Origin of the sequence: Stutzerimonas stutzeri (genome assembly GCF_009789555.1) — a bacterium.
Taxonomy (GTDB): Bacteria; Pseudomonadota; Gammaproteobacteria; order Pseudomonadales; family Pseudomonadaceae; genus Stutzerimonas; species Stutzerimonas stutzeri_R.
This window is the reverse complement of record NZ_CP046902.1, coordinates 1,129,012-1,145,399: the sequence shown is the minus strand read 5'-3', so window position 1 is coordinate 1,145,399 and position 16,388 is coordinate 1,129,012. Positions and strand designations below refer to the sequence as shown.

15 protein-coding genes are annotated in these 16,388 nt (G+C 63.7%); 3 read left to right on the top strand and 12 right to left on the bottom strand.

Features of this window, described 5'->3' with window-relative positions; translation table 11 throughout:
• Window positions 1–96: 96 nt before the first annotated feature.
• The gene (locus tag GQA94_RS05315) at window positions 97–1,320 is read right to left on the bottom strand and encodes a CaiB/BaiF CoA transferase family protein (protein WP_158187099.1); all 1,224 of its coding nucleotides are present in this window, start codon (window positions 1,318–1,320) and stop codon (window positions 97–99) included.
• 196 nt (window positions 1,321–1,516) lie between these two features.
• Entirely contained in the window at window positions 1,517–2,698 is a 1,182-nt protein-coding gene (locus GQA94_RS05310) for an acyl-CoA dehydrogenase (RefSeq protein ID WP_158187098.1), read from the bottom strand.
• 183 nt (window positions 2,699–2,881) lie between these two features.
• On the opposite strand from GQA94_RS05310, the gene GQA94_RS05305 reads away from it, so the two are divergent.
• On the top strand, window positions 2,882–3,787 hold the full coding sequence (locus GQA94_RS05305) for a LysR family transcriptional regulator (protein WP_158187097.1): 906 nt from the start codon (window positions 2,882–2,884) through the stop codon (window positions 3,785–3,787).
• A 66-nt stretch (window positions 3,788–3,853) separates the two neighbouring features.
• On the opposite strand, the gene GQA94_RS05300 is transcribed toward GQA94_RS05305, so the two are convergent.
• The 10 genes from GQA94_RS05300 to glcD form a co-directional block, all read right to left on the bottom strand.
• Window positions 3,854–4,240, bottom strand: coding sequence for a helicase (locus GQA94_RS05300; RefSeq protein WP_158187096.1), 387 nt, complete (start codon window positions 4,238–4,240; stop codon window positions 3,854–3,856).
• A 106-nt stretch (window positions 4,241–4,346) separates the two neighbouring features.
• A complete protein-coding gene (locus GQA94_RS05295) occupies window positions 4,347–4,619 on the bottom strand; it encodes an HU family DNA-binding protein (RefSeq protein WP_158187095.1) in 273 nt (90 codons plus the stop codon).
• A 147-nt stretch (window positions 4,620–4,766) separates the two neighbouring features.
• Window positions 4,767–5,978 carry an NAD(P)/FAD-dependent oxidoreductase gene (locus GQA94_RS05290; protein ID WP_158187094.1) on the bottom strand — a complete coding sequence of 404 codons (1,212 nt, stop codon included), beginning with the start codon at window positions 5,976–5,978 and terminating at the stop codon, window positions 4,767–4,769.
• Window position 5,979: 1 nt separating this feature from the next.
• Window positions 5,980–6,147 (bottom strand): rubredoxin, encoded by a 168-nt coding sequence (locus GQA94_RS05285; protein WP_158187093.1) that lies wholly within the window; start codon window positions 6,145–6,147, stop codon window positions 5,980–5,982.
• Between the two features lie 156 nt (window positions 6,148–6,303).
• Entirely contained in the window at window positions 6,304–8,013 is a 1,710-nt protein-coding gene (locus GQA94_RS05280; protein WP_158187092.1) for an L-lactate permease, read from the bottom strand.
• A gap of 223 nt (window positions 8,014–8,236) precedes the next feature.
• Window positions 8,237–10,420 (bottom strand): malate synthase G, encoded by a 2,184-nt coding sequence (locus GQA94_RS05275; protein ID WP_158187091.1) that lies wholly within the window; start codon window positions 10,418–10,420, stop codon window positions 8,237–8,239.
• Between the two features lie 24 nt (window positions 10,421–10,444).
• Window positions 10,445–10,849 (bottom strand): heme-binding protein, encoded by a 405-nt coding sequence (locus GQA94_RS05270; RefSeq protein ID WP_158187090.1) that lies wholly within the window; start codon window positions 10,847–10,849, stop codon window positions 10,445–10,447.
• 83 nt (window positions 10,850–10,932) lie between these two features.
• Complete coding sequence (glcF, locus tag GQA94_RS05265; RefSeq protein WP_158187089.1) at window positions 10,933–12,150, bottom strand: glycolate oxidase subunit GlcF; 1,218 nt, start codon at window positions 12,148–12,150, stop codon at window positions 10,933–10,935.
• A gap of 3 nt (window positions 12,151–12,153) precedes the next feature.
• Window positions 12,154–13,215 carry a glycolate oxidase subunit GlcE gene (gene glcE / locus GQA94_RS05260; protein ID WP_158187088.1) on the bottom strand — a complete coding sequence of 354 codons (1,062 nt, stop codon included), beginning with the start codon at window positions 13,213–13,215 and terminating at the stop codon, window positions 12,154–12,156.
• A complete protein-coding gene (glcD, locus tag GQA94_RS05255) occupies window positions 13,215–14,714 on the bottom strand; it encodes a glycolate oxidase subunit GlcD (RefSeq protein WP_158187087.1) in 1,500 nt (499 codons plus the stop codon). The genes glcE and glcD overlap by 1 nt, the downstream gene beginning before the upstream one ends.
• A gap of 234 nt (window positions 14,715–14,948) precedes the next feature.
• Here glcD and glcC point away from each other — a divergent pair, with 234 nt between their 5' ends.
• The gene (glcC, locus tag GQA94_RS05250) at window positions 14,949–15,719 is read left to right on the top strand and encodes a transcriptional regulator GlcC (protein WP_158187086.1); all 771 of its coding nucleotides are present in this window, start codon (window positions 14,949–14,951) and stop codon (window positions 15,717–15,719) included.
• Between the two features lie 122 nt (window positions 15,720–15,841).
• A complete protein-coding gene (locus GQA94_RS05245) occupies window positions 15,842–16,381 on the top strand; it encodes a chorismate--pyruvate lyase family protein (protein ID WP_158187085.1) in 540 nt (179 codons plus the stop codon).
• Window positions 16,382–16,388: the final 7 nt, after the last annotated feature.

Below are 16,388 nucleotides of genomic sequence, written 5' to 3'. Positions count from 1 at the left end.
AGAGTTCAGCGCATTGCCCAGCCGGCAGACCCCTGGCCGGCCGAGCAGCCACCCGATCGCATGCCGTTGTGGGTTCGTCAGCAGCCGGATCGCGCCTCAGATCACACGCGTCTGCCGCAATGTGGCGATTTGCTCCGGACTCAGGCCCAACAGCTGTTGCAGCACCTGCTCGCTGTGCTCACCGAGCAGCGGCGGCGCCTTGCGGTACTGCACCGGCGACTCGGACAGACGGATCGGGCTTGCCACCTGCGGCACACTGCCCGCCAACGGGTGCGCCAGGTCTACGCGCAGCCCTCGGGCCTGTACGTGCGGATCGGCAAAAACCTGCGCCAGGTCGTTGATGGGTCCACAGGGGACGCCGGCCTGCTCCAGCACCGCTACCCACTCGGCGGTCGTGCGGAACACGGTGACCTGGCGGATCAGCGGAACCAGCGCCTTGCGGTGGGCGACACGGGCCTTGTTGCTGGCGAAACGCGGATCAGCCGCCCATTCAGGATGTCCGGCGACTTCAGCGAACTTGCGGAACTGTCCATCGTTGCCAATGGTGAGGATGATGTCGCCGTCGGCGGTCGGGAAATCCTGGTAAGGCACGATATTGGGATGAGCGTTTCCCATGCGCTTGGGCGCGACGCCGGTGGTGAGGTAGTTCATGGCCTGATTGGCCAGACAGGCGACCTGCACGTCCAGCAGCGCCAGTTCGACATGCTGCCCCTTGCCGCTCTGCTCACGCTGGTTGAGCGCGGCGAGGACCCCAACGGCGGCGTAGAGCCCGGTGAGGATATCGGTCAGCGCCACGCCAACCTTCACCGGCCCGGCCCCGTCTTCGCCTTCGGCGCGCCCGGTCAGGCTCATCAGGCCGCCAAGCCCCTGGATCATGAAGTCATAGCCGGCACGCTGGGCATAAGGGCCTTCGCTGCCGAAGCCGGTGATGGAGCAATAGATCAATCTCGGATTGATCGCCTTGAGGCTCTCATAGTCCAGGCCGTAGGCCGCCAGGCCGCCAACCTTGAAGTTTTCCAGCAGCACATCGCACTGGGCCACCAGATCACGGATGATCCGCTGCCCTTCGGGCTGGGTGAAATCCAGCGTCAGCGATTGCTTGTTGCGGTTGGCCGACAGGTAATAGGCGGCCTCCGAAGTATTCTCGCCCTGAGCATCCTTCAAATAAGGGGGACCCCAGTGACGCGTATCGTCGCCGGTGCCGGGACGCTCGACCTTGATCACGTCGGCGCCAAGATCGCCGAGAATCTGCCCACACCATGGACCAGCGAGCACGCGCGACAAATCGAGGACGCGGATGTGCGACAGGGCACCGGACATAACGAAACTCCAAGTGGGGTGGCGGCGCTACACCGTCCACCGTGCGCTGACCGGGCGAGGATGCAGCCATCCACCCCGCCGCCCGCGACCGCGCGTTACCGATCAAGACACCTGACACGACGCCAGGCAGACAGATGGATGACGCCCCATGCCTGCCGATGTCCGGTGGGCACAGGGTCATCATCGCCGGTGGCGCTTAGAAAAACGCCTGGATACCGGTTTGCGCCCGGCCGAGGATCAGCGCGTGAACGTCATGCGTGCCTTCGTAGGTGTTGACCACCTCGAGGTTGACCAGATGACGGGCCACGCCGAACTCGTCGCTGATGCCATTGCCGCCGAGCATGTCACGGGCCAGGCGCGCCACGTCCAGCGCCTTGCCACAGCTGTTGCGCTTCATGATCGAGGTGATTTCCACCGCCGCGGTGCCTTCATCCTTCATCCGGCCAAGGCGCAGGCAGCCCTGCAGGGCGAGTGTGATTTCAGTCTGCATGTCGGCCAGTTTTTTCTGGATCAGCTGATTGGCGGCCAGCGGACGACCGAACTGCTGGCGGTCCAGTGTGTACTGGCGGGCGGTATGCCAGCAGAACTCAGCAGCGCCCAACGCTCCCCAGCTGATGCCGTAGCGGGCCGAATCCAGGCAGGTGAAAGGACCGCGAAGGCCGCGCACATCGGGGAAGGCGTTCTCTTCGGGGCAGAACACGTTGTCCATGACGATCTCGCCAGTGATCGAGGCGCGCAGGCCGACCTTGCCGTGGATCGCCGGGGCGCTCAGTCCTTCCCAGCCTTTTTCCAGCACGAAGCCACGAATGGCACCTTCGTCATCCTTCGCCCAGACCACGAAGACGTCGGCGATCGGACTGTTGGTGATCCACATCTTGGCGCCCGAAAGGCGGTAGCCCCCCTCGACCTTCTTCGCCCGGGTAACCATCGAGCCCGGATCGGAACCATGATTGGGCTCGGTCAGGCCGAAGCAGCCGATGAATTCACCGCTGGCCAGCTTGGGCAGGTATTTCTGCTTGGTTTCCTCGTTGCCGAATTCGTTGATCGGCACCATCACCAGGGACGACTGCACGCTCATCATCGACCGGTAGCCCGAATCGACACGCTCGACCTCGCGGGCGATCAGACCGTAGCAGACGTAGTTCAGCCCACTGCCGCCGTATGCTTCGGGGATGGTCGCGCCGAGCAGGCCGGTGTCACCCATCTCACGGAAGATCGCCGCGTCGGTGCGCTCGTGACGGAAGGCTTCGAGCACCCGCGGCGCGAGCTTGTCGGCTGCGAATTGCTGCGCGCTGTCACGCACCATGCGCTCTTCATCGGTGAGCTGCTGATCGAGCAGCAGCGGGTCGATCCAGTTGAAGCTTGCTTTGCCGGCCATGGGTGGTCCTCTTGTCGTAGACGGTGCACGGGCGCGCGGCCCGGTGCAGCATGTGGATGGATTGATCCTAGAACCTGCCGCGCCCGCTCGCAAACGAGTAATTCGCAATGATCTGTGCGATTTACTCACTACAGCGTATGATTAAGCGCGCTCATGGCCGCTTATTAGTGAGACAGCCGCATAATGCGCCGAAAAATACCCAGCACTGCCGCGCTGGTCGCCTTCGAGGCGGCGGCCCGGCACCAGAGCTTCACCCGTGCCGCCGAAGAACTGGCGCTGACACAGAGCGCAGTCTGTCGTCAGATCGGCGGTCTCGAAGAATTTCTCGGCCTGGAACTGTTCCGGCGCTCGCGCCGGGGCGTGAAGCTCACCGAAGCCGGGCAGTCCTATGCACGCCGGGTCGCCACTCAGCTTGATGCGGTGGAACGCGACACGTTGTCGGTCATGGGCCAACAGGGCGCGATGACCCTCGAACTGGCGCTGGTGCCGACCTTCGGCACTCAGTGGCTGTTGCCCCGGTTGCAGCAGTTCCAGGCGCTGCATCCGGAAATAACGGTCAACCTGACCAACCGTACCCGCCCATTCCTGTTCGCCGATACCGATTTCGACGCGGCGATCTATTTCGGAGACGGTGATTGGTCCGGCACTGTCGCCCACCCGCTGATGCCGGAAAATTCATTGCCGGTGTGCAGCCCGCAATTGCTGGGCGAGGCTGGTCGGCCGAGCGCGGAAGCCATCGCTGAGATGCCGCTGCTGCAACAGACCACGCGCCCCTATGCCTGGCGTCAATGGTTCGATTCGCTGGGAATGAAAGTCGCGCGGGACATGACCGGCCCACGCCTGGAACTGTTTTCGATGCTGGCCCAGGCCGCCGAACACCGCATGGGCGTGGCTCTTATTCCACCGTTCCTGATCCAGCGTGAACTGGCCGAGGGACGGCTGGTAATCGCCCACCCCCACGCGTACTGCCGCGATGGCCAGGCCTACCACCTGATGATCCCCGAACGGCGCGTGGAGTCGGCGGCCATGAATGCCTTTCGCGATTGGCTGCTGGACGAAGCGCGAGCATGGATGGCGCAGCAGGCCTGACCCACCCTGGCGCGAGCGTACGCGCTTCGATGACCCGTCGACCGAAGACTCCGGCGCATCCGCCGATCACGCCGCCTCGGGCTTTTTCTTTCTCGGCTTGAGGAACTTGGTCAGGCCCTGGAACCACATCACCAGCGCCGGGTTGCCCTGAATCTGGATATCCTTGTTCTGGATGCCCTGCATGAACGCCAACTGCTTGTTCTTGGCATTCATGGTGGCGAAGCCATACGCGCTGTCCTTGAAACCGATTGCAAAAACCGGATCGGCCGCGGGGCCGGCATGGCTGGTCACGCGCTGATTCCTGACGACGTAATGCCGGAAAACCTTGCCGTCCAACGTGTGCAGCTGGAAGCTCAGGTTCTTGTCACCCAGCTGTTGCTGAAAGGCGGGGTTTTGGCGGCTGGCCTTGGCCATCAGGCGACCAAGCATCCAAAGAAGAAAGCGGAACTTCATGTATTTTCCTGGCATTTGTAGGATGTTCGCGCATTATAGCGACCCGCCAGCGACTTTACATCCTATTGCCAGCACCCGGAGCCTGGGGGCTCCGGGCGACACGAATTCAATTGATCGCGTCTTTGAGCATCTTTCCCGGCTTGAACGCCACGGTGTTGCTGGCCTTGATGGTGACGGGTTCGCCCGTCTGGGGGTTTTTGCCCGTACGAGCACCTCGGTGACGCTGCAAGAAGGTGCCGAAACCAACCAGGGTGACGCTGTCCTTGCGGTTGAGCGCGTTGGTGATTTCATCCAGTACGGCATTGAGCACGCGATTGGCCTGATCCTTGGTGAGATCAGCCTTGTCGGCGATGGCGGCTGCGAGTTCCGGTTTGCGCATGGGTAGCCTCTAAGACTTTATTGTTGTTGTCCGCTGTTCTCCGAACAGCGTTCCTGCGCGCTGCAACAGCTCTACACTGCGGCAGCGCTCCACGGAGCATGGCACGCTGCTAGCACTGACGCCAGCCCCAGCCAGCGCTTTGTCGGGTCAATCCGGAGACTTTAGCGACAGAAATTGAGGCAGTTCCGCCAACACCGGCGGCAGATGCTTGTTCAATGCCAGTCGCCCCTGAACGGCCGCCCCGGTCAAGGCGTAACCCAACAGCTGTCCGTCTTGCGCGCGGAACAGTGCAGTGATGTCATTTCCCTCGCCTTCCACGCTCCAGGTGCCTTCGCTGCCGGCTGCCGGTGGCGACACCACCAGCGGGCACACCGGGGTTTTCACCGTGATAGGCATCGGCCCGTAGCTGACCGATGTGGGCTGGCCGGCCAGGGTTCTGGCCAGTGCGCGAACGCCGCTCATCAGCGGCATCACGTAGAGCAGGTTGAGCCCGCCGACTTCGGCACAGTCACCCAGTGCGTACACCCGCTCGGCCGAAGTCCGCAATTGGCGGTCGACCGTGATTCCACGATTGACGGCCAGTCCAGCCGCCGCCGCAAGTTCGATGCGCGGCCGCAGGCCGACCGCGCTGACCACCAGATCGCAGCCCAGGTGTTGACCGTCCGACAATCGCGCCTGCAGCGCATCGCCGGCTCGATCGAGCCGCTCCAGAACAGGCCCCAGGTGAAAACGTGCGCCCAGTGACTCGAGCCCACCCTGCACCGCCGCTGCGGCCTGCTCGGGCAGCAATGACGGCATGACCTGATCGCAGGGCGCGACGAGATCGACATCGTAGCCACCTTGCAGCAAGTCGTTGGCGAACTCGCAACCGATCAACCCGGCGCCCAGGATCAGGACCCGTTGCTTGCCTCGGACCGCTTCGCGAAAGCGTGCGTAATCGAGTAAATCGTTGATCGGAAAAATCGCGTCCTGCGCATCGCCGGCAATCGGCAACTGGACCGTCTGCGCGCCCCATGCGATCACCAGATCGCGGTAGGGCACCGGCTCGTTTCCGATCCACAGCCGGCGATGCGCCGGTTCAAGACGCGTCACCCGCGTATGGGTGCGGATCTCCGCGTTGAGCTGGATCGCCATCGCGCCCGCCGTGGCCATACCCAGGCCATCGGCTTCCTTGTTCATGGCGAAGCCGGTGGACAGCATCGGCTTCGAATAGGAGCGTCCGTCGTCGGCCGTGATCAGCAACAGCGGCGTTTGACCGTCCAGCTTTCGCCATTCCCGCGCCAGGTTGTAACCGGCTAGGCCGGTGCCGATGATGACCAGCGGCGCTGTCGGCGCGCCCGTGCCGTTCGATTCGTTCATATCAGTCGATCGCGATCATCTCGAAGTCCATCTTGCCGACGCCACAATCCGGGCACAGCCAGTCTTCAGGTACGTCTTCCCAGCGGGTCCCCGGCGCAATGCCGTCATCCGGCCAGCCTTCGGCTTCGTCATAGATGTAGCCGCATACCACGCATTGCCATTTTTTCATTCGCCACCTCGATGTAGTCGATTGCGCTGCACGCTATACCAGAACGGCGCAGCCCGCCAAACCTCGATACCCGCCGTCGGGACAAACCGATCGACGATGTCCCGCCCAAAACGAAACGGGCGGCCTGAGCCGCCCGTCCGGGTACGCCTGCAGCTATCAGCTAGCCGCGGCAGCCCCCACCAGCGGATCGCTGATGCCCATCACGTAGAAGCCGACCAGGCCGATGATGCCAGCCAGTACGAGGTAATACAGCGTCGGCAGCATGGTCTTGCGCAGGGTAATGCCTTCGCGTCCCAGCAATCCGACCGTGGCCGAAGCCGCGACAACGTTGTGAATGGCGATCATGTTCCCCGCCGCCGCACCCACCGATTGCAACGCCACCATCAGCGCGCCGGAAATACCCAGCAGGCCGGCGGTGTTGAGCTGGAACTGCGACAGCATCAGGTTGGACACGGTGTTGGAACCGGCAATGAAGGCGCCAAGCGCACCCACCGCAGGTGCGAAGAACGGATAGACGCCGCCGACGCTGTTGGCCACCAGCTGCGCCATGGCCACCGGCATGGAGACCAGATCGGAGCCGTTGACGCCGGAGTTGATCAGAATCCGTACCATCGGGATGGTGAAGATCAGCACGAAGCCTGCCCCCAGCAGCGTCTTGCTCGACTCTGAAATCGCTGCGCCCAGTTCGCGAGCCTTCATGCGATGCAGGAAGAACGTCGCCAGCACCACCATGCAGAGAATCCCGCCTGGCAGATAAAGCGGCTCCAGCGTGCCGGACACACCGGTTTCCCCGAGGATATCCTTCCAGCCGAAGCTCACCGACATCAGGGCCGATTTAAGCCCCGGGAACACGCGGGACAGTACCAGGAAGAGCGCCAGCAGCAGGTAGGGCGCCCAGGCCATCGGTACGGAAATCGGCGTGCGTCCGGCGACGTCGTCGATCTTCATCTCGATCTTGCCCATCCACTCCACCGGCCACTCGCTGGCCGGCGCGAAATCCCAGCTGCTCTTGGGCAACAGGAAGCCCGCCTTGGCCGCCGGAACAACGATGGCCAGACCGACCAGAGCGCCGATCATCGATGGGAATTCCGGCCCCAGGAACACGCCAGCCGCGGCGTAGGGAATGACGAACGCAAGCCCGGTGAAGATGGCGAACGGCGCCATTGCCAGGCCTTCGCTCCAGGAGCGGTTACGGCCGAAGAAGCGAGTCATGATGCAGATCATGATCAACGGCATCAGGATGCCGCACAGCGCGTGGATGATGGCAACGCGCGAGAAGATCAGATGGAAGAAGGTTTCCCAGTTGCTACCCACCGCGGCCAGTTGGCCACCGAGGGTCGCCTGATCGAGACCACCGGCGACACCGACCAGAATCGGCGTGCCCACCGCCCCGAAGGACACCGGCGTGGATTGCACCATCATGCCGAGCACTACCGCCGTGAGGGCCGGAAAGCCCAGCGCGACGAGCAACGGTGCCGCCACGGCTGCCGGCGTACCGAAGCCCGAAGCGCCCTCGATGAAGCAGCCGAACAACCACGCCACGATCAGTACCTGCACCCGTTTGTCAGGGCTGACGTTGGCAAAACCGCGCCGGATCGAAGCGATGCCGCCCGAGTGTTTCAGGGTATTGAGGAGCAGGATGGCGCCGAAGATGATCCAGAGGATCGCGGCGGTGAGGATCAGCCCTTGCAGCGTGGAAGCCAGGACCCGATTGAAGGTCATGTCCCATGCCAGCAGGCCGATCAGCGCAGTAAGTACGAAAACCAGCGGCATCGCGTATTTGGCCGGCCAACGAAAGCCGATCAGCAGTACGCCCGCCAACACCAGTGGCACGAATGCCAGTATGGACAGCAGTGTCTGACTCATTGTTGGGTTCCTTTGTTTTTTGTTCTCAACCACTTCTTGTTCCGGGAAACCCCGGCGCCCCGCATGGATGCCAAACACTTCACGGCATCCAAAGGTGCTGATCGACCGTCACGTCGACCCGCCCCCCATGCTCGAAAGCCCCGGGCGCCATTACGCGCCCGGGGCTTGCAAAGTTACGCCAATGACCGGCCTTCGCCAGCCATCAGCAATCTCCTGAATGTCCTCAAACCCGATTTTGCTGCTTGAAACGCTGGCGCCAGGCGTGCAACAGCGGCTCGGTATAGCCACTGGGCTGTTCACGGCCCTTGAACACCAGGTCACAAGCGGCCTGGAACGCCGCCGACTGAGCATAGTCGGTCGCCATCGGACGGTAGGCCGGATCGCCTGCGTTCTGCTGGTCGACCACCTTGGCCATGCGCTCCAGCGTTTCGCGGACCTGGGCTTCGTCGACCACACCGTGGTGTAGCCAGTTGGCCAGGTGCTGGCTGGAGATGCGCAGCGTGGCGCGGTCTTCCATCAGGCCGACATCGTGAATATCCGGCACTTTGGAGCAACCGACACCCTGCTCGACCCAACGCACCACGTACCCGAGGATGCCCTGGCAGTTATTGTCCAGCTCCTGCTGGATCGCCTCAGCCGTCCAGTTGCGCTCCGGCGCGACCGGGATGGTCAGCAGATCGTTGGTCAGTGTTTCGCGCTCGGCGCTCAGGTCGATTTTTTCCAGCTCGGCCTGCACGTCCTGAACGTTCACCTGATGGTAGTGCAGGGCGTGCAGCGTGGCGCCGGTCGGCGACGGTACCCAGGCGGTGTTGGCGCCAGCCTTCGGATGCGCGATCTTCTGCTCCAGCATCGCCGCCATCAGGTCGGGCATGGCCCACATGCCCTTGCCGATCTGCGCCTTGCCGCGCAACCCGCAGTTCAACCCGACCAGCACGTTGTTGCGCTCGTAGGCCTGAATCCAGGGCGTGCTCTTCATGTCACCCTTACGCAGCACGGCGCCGGCTTCCATGATGCTGTGCATCTCGTCACCGGTGCGGTCGAGGAAGCCGGTGTTGATGAAGGCCACGCGATTTTTCGCGGCTCCGATGCACGCCTTGAGGTTGACGCTGGTACGGCGCTCCTCATCCATGATGCCGACTTTGAGGGTGTGGCGCGGCAGGCCCACCAGATCTTCGACACGACCGAACAGCTCGTCGGTGAAGGCGACTTCGGCAGGACCATGCATCTTTGGCTTGACGATGTAGACGCTACCGGTGCGCGAGTTGCCCTTGCGCTGCTGGTCATGCCTGGCGATCAGGCTGGTCAGCACGCCGTCCATGATCCCTTCGGGAATCTCGTGGCCTTCGCCGTCGATGATCGCCGGATTGGTCATCAGGTGACCCACGTTACGGATGAACAACAGCGAGCGGCCATGCAGGGTCAGTGTCGAACCGTCAGCTGCAATGTATTCGCGATCCGGGTTGAGCTGGCGAGTCATCGCCTTGCCACCCTTCTGGAAGGTGTCGACCAGGTCGCCTTTCATCAGACCCAGCCAGTTGCGATAGACCAGCACCTTGTCGTCGGCATCGACCGCAGCAGTGGAATCTTCGCAGTCCATAATGGTGGTCACGGCCGCTTCGACCAGCAGATCCTTGACGCCCGCGGCGTCGGTCTGGCCGATCGGGCTATTCGGATCGATCTGGATCTCGACGTGCAGGCCGTTGTTCTTCAGCAGGATCGCCGTCGGCTCGACCGCTTCACCCTGATGACCTACGAACTTCTCCGGCTGCTTGAGGCCGGTGACGCTGCCGTTTTCGAGCGTGACCTTGAGCTGACCGTCCTGAACGCGGTAGCTGACCGAATCGGCATGGCTGCCTTCGGCCAGCGGGGCCGCCTGGTCGAGGAAGTTGCGGGCGAAGGCAATGACCTTGGCGCCACGCACCTCGTTATAGCCCGGTCCCTTCTGCGCGCCGTTCTCTTCGCTGATCGCGTCGGTGCCGTAGAGCGCGTCATACAGCGAGCCCCAGCGCGCATTGGCGGCGTTCAGCGCATAGCGAGCGTTGCCAATCGGGACGACCAGCTGAGGGCCTGCCTGGGTGGCGATTTCGCTGTCGACATTGCTGGTGCTGATCTTCACGTCGGCCGGCTCGGGCTGCAGGTAGCCGATGGACTCGAGGAAGGCGCGATAGGCCGGCATGTCGGTGATCGGACCGGGATGGCTGCGGTGCCAGTTATCCAGTTCGACCTGAAGGCGGTCGCGTTCGGCGAGCAGCGCACGGTTCTTCGGCGCCAGGTCATGGACCAGCTGATCGAAGCCACTCCAGAAGGCGGCCGATTCGACGCCGCTGCCCGGCAGGACTTCATCTTCAACGAAACGATGCAGGTTGGCCGCAACTTGGAGACGGCCCAGGGTTACGCGTTCGGTCATGTTCTTTTCTCCTGAATTCGTCTGTCAGTTGCCGACTGCTGCCGCACCGGCCTTGGCTACTTGTGCGTCCTGGGTAGCCGTCACGCCGGAAACGCCAACCGAACCGATCACGTTGCCGTCAACGATCACCGGCACGCCGCCTTCCAGCGAGCAGACCACCGGCGCAGAGAGGAACGCGTTGCGTCCCCCGTTGACCATGTCCTCGTAGCCCTTGGTTTCGCGGCGGCCGACGGCGGCACTGCGGGCCTTTTCAGTGGCGATGTAGGAGGCGATCGGCGCGCAACCGTCCAGGCGCTCCAGCGCCAGCGGGTGGCCACCGTCATCGGCGACGACGATGGTCACGGCCCAGCCATTGTTCTGCGCTTCGGTGCGCGCAGCGGCGAGGATGGCGGTCACTTCGGTCTGGGTCAGCATGGCTTTGGTTTTCATGTTCTCTCCTTTTTTGTATTCGGTAAGGTCGCCGCAGCGCCGTTCAGGCTGCGACCTGTCTGTTTCATTCCGACTACGCGGCGTCAGGCCATCGCCTCTTCGACGATTTCGATCCAATGCCGCACCGGCGTACGACCGGCGCCATCGAGGTGCGTCTGACAACCGATGTTGGCGGTGACGATCACTTCCGGCTTACCGCTTTCAAGCGCGGCGAGCTTGTTGTCGCGCAACTGCCTGGAAAGCTCGGGCTGGGTGATCGAGTAGCTGCCGGCCGAACCACAGCATAGGTGCGCATCCGGTACGGCCGTGAGCTGGAAGCCCAGTCGCGTGAGCACGTCTTCGACCGCGCCACCGAGCTTTTGTGCGTGTTGCAGCGTGCACGGGCAATGGAACGCCATGCGCTTGTCGGTCCTGACCCGAAGACGCTCGAGTTCCGCGGTGCGCAGCACTTCCACGAGATCCTTCGCCAGTGCACTGACTCGCGCAGCCTTGGTTGCGTAGGCCGGATCGTCGCGCAGCAGATGACCGTAGTCCTTGATGAAGGCCCCGCACCCGCTGGCAGTTTGCACAATGGCCTCGGCGCCGCCTTCAATGACAGGCCACCAGGCATCGATATTGCGCCGGGCACGGTCGAGGCCGGCCTCCTGGGCATTGAGGTGGTAGTCCACCGCGCCGCAGCAACCGGCTTCACGCGCGCTCGAAACGCTGATACCGAGACGATCGAGCACCCGCGCGGTGGCCGCGTTGGTGTTGGGTGACAGGCTCGGCTGCACGCACCCTTCGAGGATCAGCACGCGACGCGCATGCAGCAGCTGAGGGCGCGGCTTGGCCGGAGTGACCTGGCGTGGCAGGTGCGACTTGAGCGTCGCCGGCATCAGCGGACGCAAGACATTGCCGGTGCTCAGCAGCGTCTTGAACAGCCCAGCACGTGGAATCACCGTGCGCAGCCCAGCGCGCAGCAGGCGCTCGCCAGTGGAACGCGGAACCTGCTGTTCCATGAAACCGCGACCGATATCCAGCAGGTTGTGGTACTGCACGCCGGACGGGCAGGTGGTCTCGCAGTTGCGACAGGTGAGGCAGCGATCCAGGTGGGTCTGGGTGCTCTCGGTGATTTCACCCCCTTCGAGCATCTGCTTCATCAGGTAGATGCGCCCACGCGGCCCATCGAGCTCATCGCCGAGCAATTGATAGGTCGGGCACGTGGCATTGCAAAAACCGCAATGCACGCAGGAACGCAGGATGCTCTCGGCTTCCTCGGCACGCGGCAGCTTCTTCGCGGCTTCGCTGAGATTCGTTTGCATGGTTCAGACCTCGGAATACAGTCGGCCGGGATTGAAAATCCCCTGCGGGTCGAGCGCGGCCTTGAGCTGACGGTGGTAACGCAGCAGCGGTTCGCCCAACGGCTGGAACGGGCTGCCAGTGGCGCCAGCGGTAAAGCAGATGGCGTGACCGCCGACCTCGCTTGCGATGGCGCGGATGGTCTGCGCATCGGCATCGGATTTGAGCCAGCGCTGGGCACCGCCCCAGTCGATCAACTGGTCGCCGGGCAGTGCCAGCTCGGCCGTATTGATTGGCAGCGAGAGACGCCACAGGGGGCGCGCATCGCTGAAGAAGCCCAGTCGCTGTTCGCGCAGCTCGTTCCAGTAAGCGGTGTCCAGCGTCTCGCCACCGATACGCTCAAAGGCCGCATTTACCGAACCCTCACCGCCCTCCAGACGTAGATACAGGGCCTGCCCATCGTGGCTCGCAGCAGTGATCGGCACGGGTTGCTGGCCCCATTCGGCGAGCTTGAGCAGCGCTCCGGGAACCGGCATCTCCACCCGCAGGCTGCGGCACAGGCGCGGCTTGGGCAGCACCTTCAGCGAGACTTCAGTGAGCACGCCGAGGCAGCCGAAGCTGCCGGCCATGAGGCGCGACAGGTCGTAACCCGCAACGTTTTTCATCACTTCGCCACCGAAACGCAGGTGTTTGCCCTGACCGGTGATGATGCGCGAGCCGAGCACGAAATCGCGCACCGAACCGCTCCACGGCCGACGCGGTCCGGACAGGCCGGCGGCGATCATGCCGCCAACCGTGGCATCGGGCCCGTAATGCGGCGGCTCGCAAGGCAGCATCTGCCCGGCTGCTTCCAGCGCAGCTTCCAGCTCGACCAAGGGCGTGCCGGCACGTGCCGTGATTACCAGTTCGGTCGGGTCATAGCTGACGATGCCGCGATGTTCACGGGTGTCGAGCAGCACGCCCTCGACCGCACGGCCGAGAAACGCCTTGCTGCCGCCACCCTGGATGCGCAGCGGGGCGTTGGCGGCGAGTGCCTGGTTGACCTGGTCGACCAGCTGCGCGCTGGCGTCGTGTGCAGATACGGACATCAGAAGCGCTCCAGCTCGGGGAAAGGCAGCTCGCCGTTGTGGATATGCATGCGGCCGAATTCGGCGCAACGGTGCAGCGTCGGGATGTTCTTGCCAGGGTTGAGCAGACCGCTCGGATCGAACGCCGCCTTCACGGCGTGGAACAGCGTCAACTCATCGGCGTTGAACTGTGAACACATCTGGTTGATCTTCTCGCGCCCCACACCGTGCTCACCGGTGATGCTTCCGCCCACCTCGACGCACAGCTCCAGGATCTTTCCGCCCAGCTCTTCGGCGCGCTCCAGCTCGCCTGGCTGGTTGGCATCGAAGAGAATCAGCGGGTGCATATTGCCGTCGCCGGCATGAAACACGTTCGCCACGCGCAGACCGAAGCGCTCGGACAGATCGGCGATGCCCTTGAGCACGCCGGGCAGCTCGCGACGTGGGATGGTCCCGTCCATGCAGTAATAGTCCGGCGAGATTCGCCCGACCGCAGGGAAGGCGTTCTTGCGCCCGGCCCAGAACTTGACCCGCTCGGCCTCGTCCTTGGCCAGCCGCACTTCCGTGGCCCCTGCCCGCGTGAGCACTTCGCCGACGCGCGCGCAGTCGTCGTGCACGTCAGCCTCGACGCCGTCCAGCTCGCAGAGCAGGATCGCCTCGGCATCCACGGGATAGCCGGCCCGGATGAAATCCTCGGCGGCGCGGATCGACAGGTTGTCCATCATTTCAAGACCGCCGGGAATGATCCCTGCCGCGATGATGTCGCCCACCGCGCGGCCGGCCTTCTCCACCGAATCGAACGCAGCCAGCAGTACCTTGGCCACTTGCGGCTTGGGCAGCAGCTTGACCGTGACCTCGGTGACGATGCCGAGCATGCCTTCCGAGCCGGTGAACAGCGCCAGCAGATCGAAGCCCGGCGAGTCCAGCGCGTCGGAGCCGAGCACCATGCGCTCGCCCTCGACGGTGAGGATTTCGACCTTGAGCAGGTTATGCACGGTCAGGCCGTACTTGAGGCAATGCACGCCGCCGGCATTCTCCGCCACGTTGCCGCCGATCGAACAGGCGATCTGCGATGAGGGGTCCGGGGCGTAATACAACTCATAAGGCGCCGCCGCCTGGGAAATCGCCAGGTTGCGCACGCCAGGTTGGACACGAGCGAAGCGACCGGCCGGGTCGACTTCGAGAATCTTGTTGAAGCGGGCCATCACCAGCAGAATGCCCTGTTCCAGCGGCAATGCGCCGCCGGACAACCCGGTTCCAGCGCCACGCGCAACGACCGGCACACCCCGTTTGTGCGCGATTTTCAGCAGTGTTTCGACCTGTTCGACGCGCTCGGGCAATACCACCAGCATCGGCGTGGTGCGGTAGGCGGACAGACCATCGCACTCGTAGGGCTTGAGGTCTTCGCCACGGTGCAGGATGTCCATGTCGGGCAACTGCGCCTGCAGGTCGGCGAGCAGTGCCGCCTTGTCGACCTTGGGCAGCTCACCGTCGACGCGTTCGTCGTAGAGGATATTCATGGCAGTCGGTGCTCTTGATTGTTCACCGTCAGCACGGCCAGCTGCGGTGTGTTGACGCATCATCGGCCCGATGTCCTGCGTCGTCCACACTGAAAACCACTGGTCCTACCAGTTTCTTTCAGTTCCCTTTCACCCGATTACTCGAGATATCACGTGCAATAAGGCCTGTACCGGTCTCTCCTTCAGCTGTAGTAGACTTCTTCCAAAGTGGTCCTACCAGTCAGGAGAGGCCTTATGTTGCCCGAAAACACACCGGATCGTCGTCAATTGGCGGACGTGGTGGCCGAGCGCATCGAGCGCCTGATCGTCGACGGCGTGCTCAAGGTCGGCCAGGCGCTGCCATCGGAGCGTCGGCTGTGTGAAAAGCTCGGCATCTCGCGGTCGGCGCTGCGTGAAGGGCTGCGCGTACTGCGCAGCCGGGGGATCATTGAAACCGCTCACGGCCGCGGTTCCCACGTAGCCAAGCTGTCCGGCGAACAGGACGCCAGCCCGCTGATGCACCTGTTCAACTCCCAGCCCCGCACGCTGTTCGACCTGCTTGAAGTCCGCGCCCTGCTCGAAGGCGAGTCGGCCCGGCTGGCGGCGCTGCGCGGCACCGATGCCGATTTCGTGCTGCTGCGTCGCCGCTATGAGGAAATGCTGGCAGCACATTCAGCGGAAGGCGGCGACCCCCGCGAGCATGCGCGCCTGGATCACGCATTCCACCTGGCAGTCAGCGAGGCGTCGCACAACCCGGTGCTGGTTCATACCTTGCAATCGCTGACTGACCTCATGCTGTCCACCGTATTCGCCTCGGTGAACAACCTGTATCACCGACCGATGCAGAAGCGGCAGATCGATCGCCAGCATTCGCGGCTGTACCACGCCATTACCGAGCGCCTGCCGGATCAGGCACAACGCGCCGCACGCGACCACATCCATAGCATCCGCGACAACCTCAAGGAGATCGAGCAGGAGGAGCAGCGCCTGGTTCGCGCCACCATGCGCCTGGAAGGATGGACGTAAGGACGCGGCTGAACCGCGAGACGTCAGGCCTGCATCCGACCCCAGCGTGCGGCGCCAGGCTTCACGCTGCCGTTCGGCCCGCGTGCTAGACTCGGCGCTCTTTTTCACTATCACTATCGCTCGTGCCTGACTTTCAACCCTGGCTATCGGCCGCCCACCTTCCCGCTCCGCTCGATCCCGCCGTGCACGACTGGCTGTTCGTCGATAAAGGCTCGCTGACGCGGCGCCTGACCGCGCTGGCCGATGGCGCCTTCAGCGTGGTGCCACTCGAGGAAGGCTGGCAGACCCTGCGCGACGACGAATGCGGAGCCCTGGGGGTGTCCAACGGCAGCCAGGGGTGGGTCCGCGAGGTGTACCTGCGGGGGCGCCTGCAGCCCTGGGTCTTCGCCCGTAGCGTTGCGGCCCGCACCGCGCTGGAGCAGTCGGGCCTAGACCTGCAAGGCCTTGGCAGTCGCTCGCTCGGCGAGCTGCTGTTCAGCGATCGCGCCTTCACTCGCGGCCCGTTGCAAGCCTGCCGTTATCCCGCCGCCTGGCTACCCGAAGCGGTTCGCCAGGAACAGCTGTGGGCGAGACGCTCCTGTTTTATCCAGGGCGACTTGCGCGTACTGGTGGCCGAAGTGTTTCTGCCCGCGCTGTGGCACGCGGCACGGATCGATTGTTGAAGGCCGG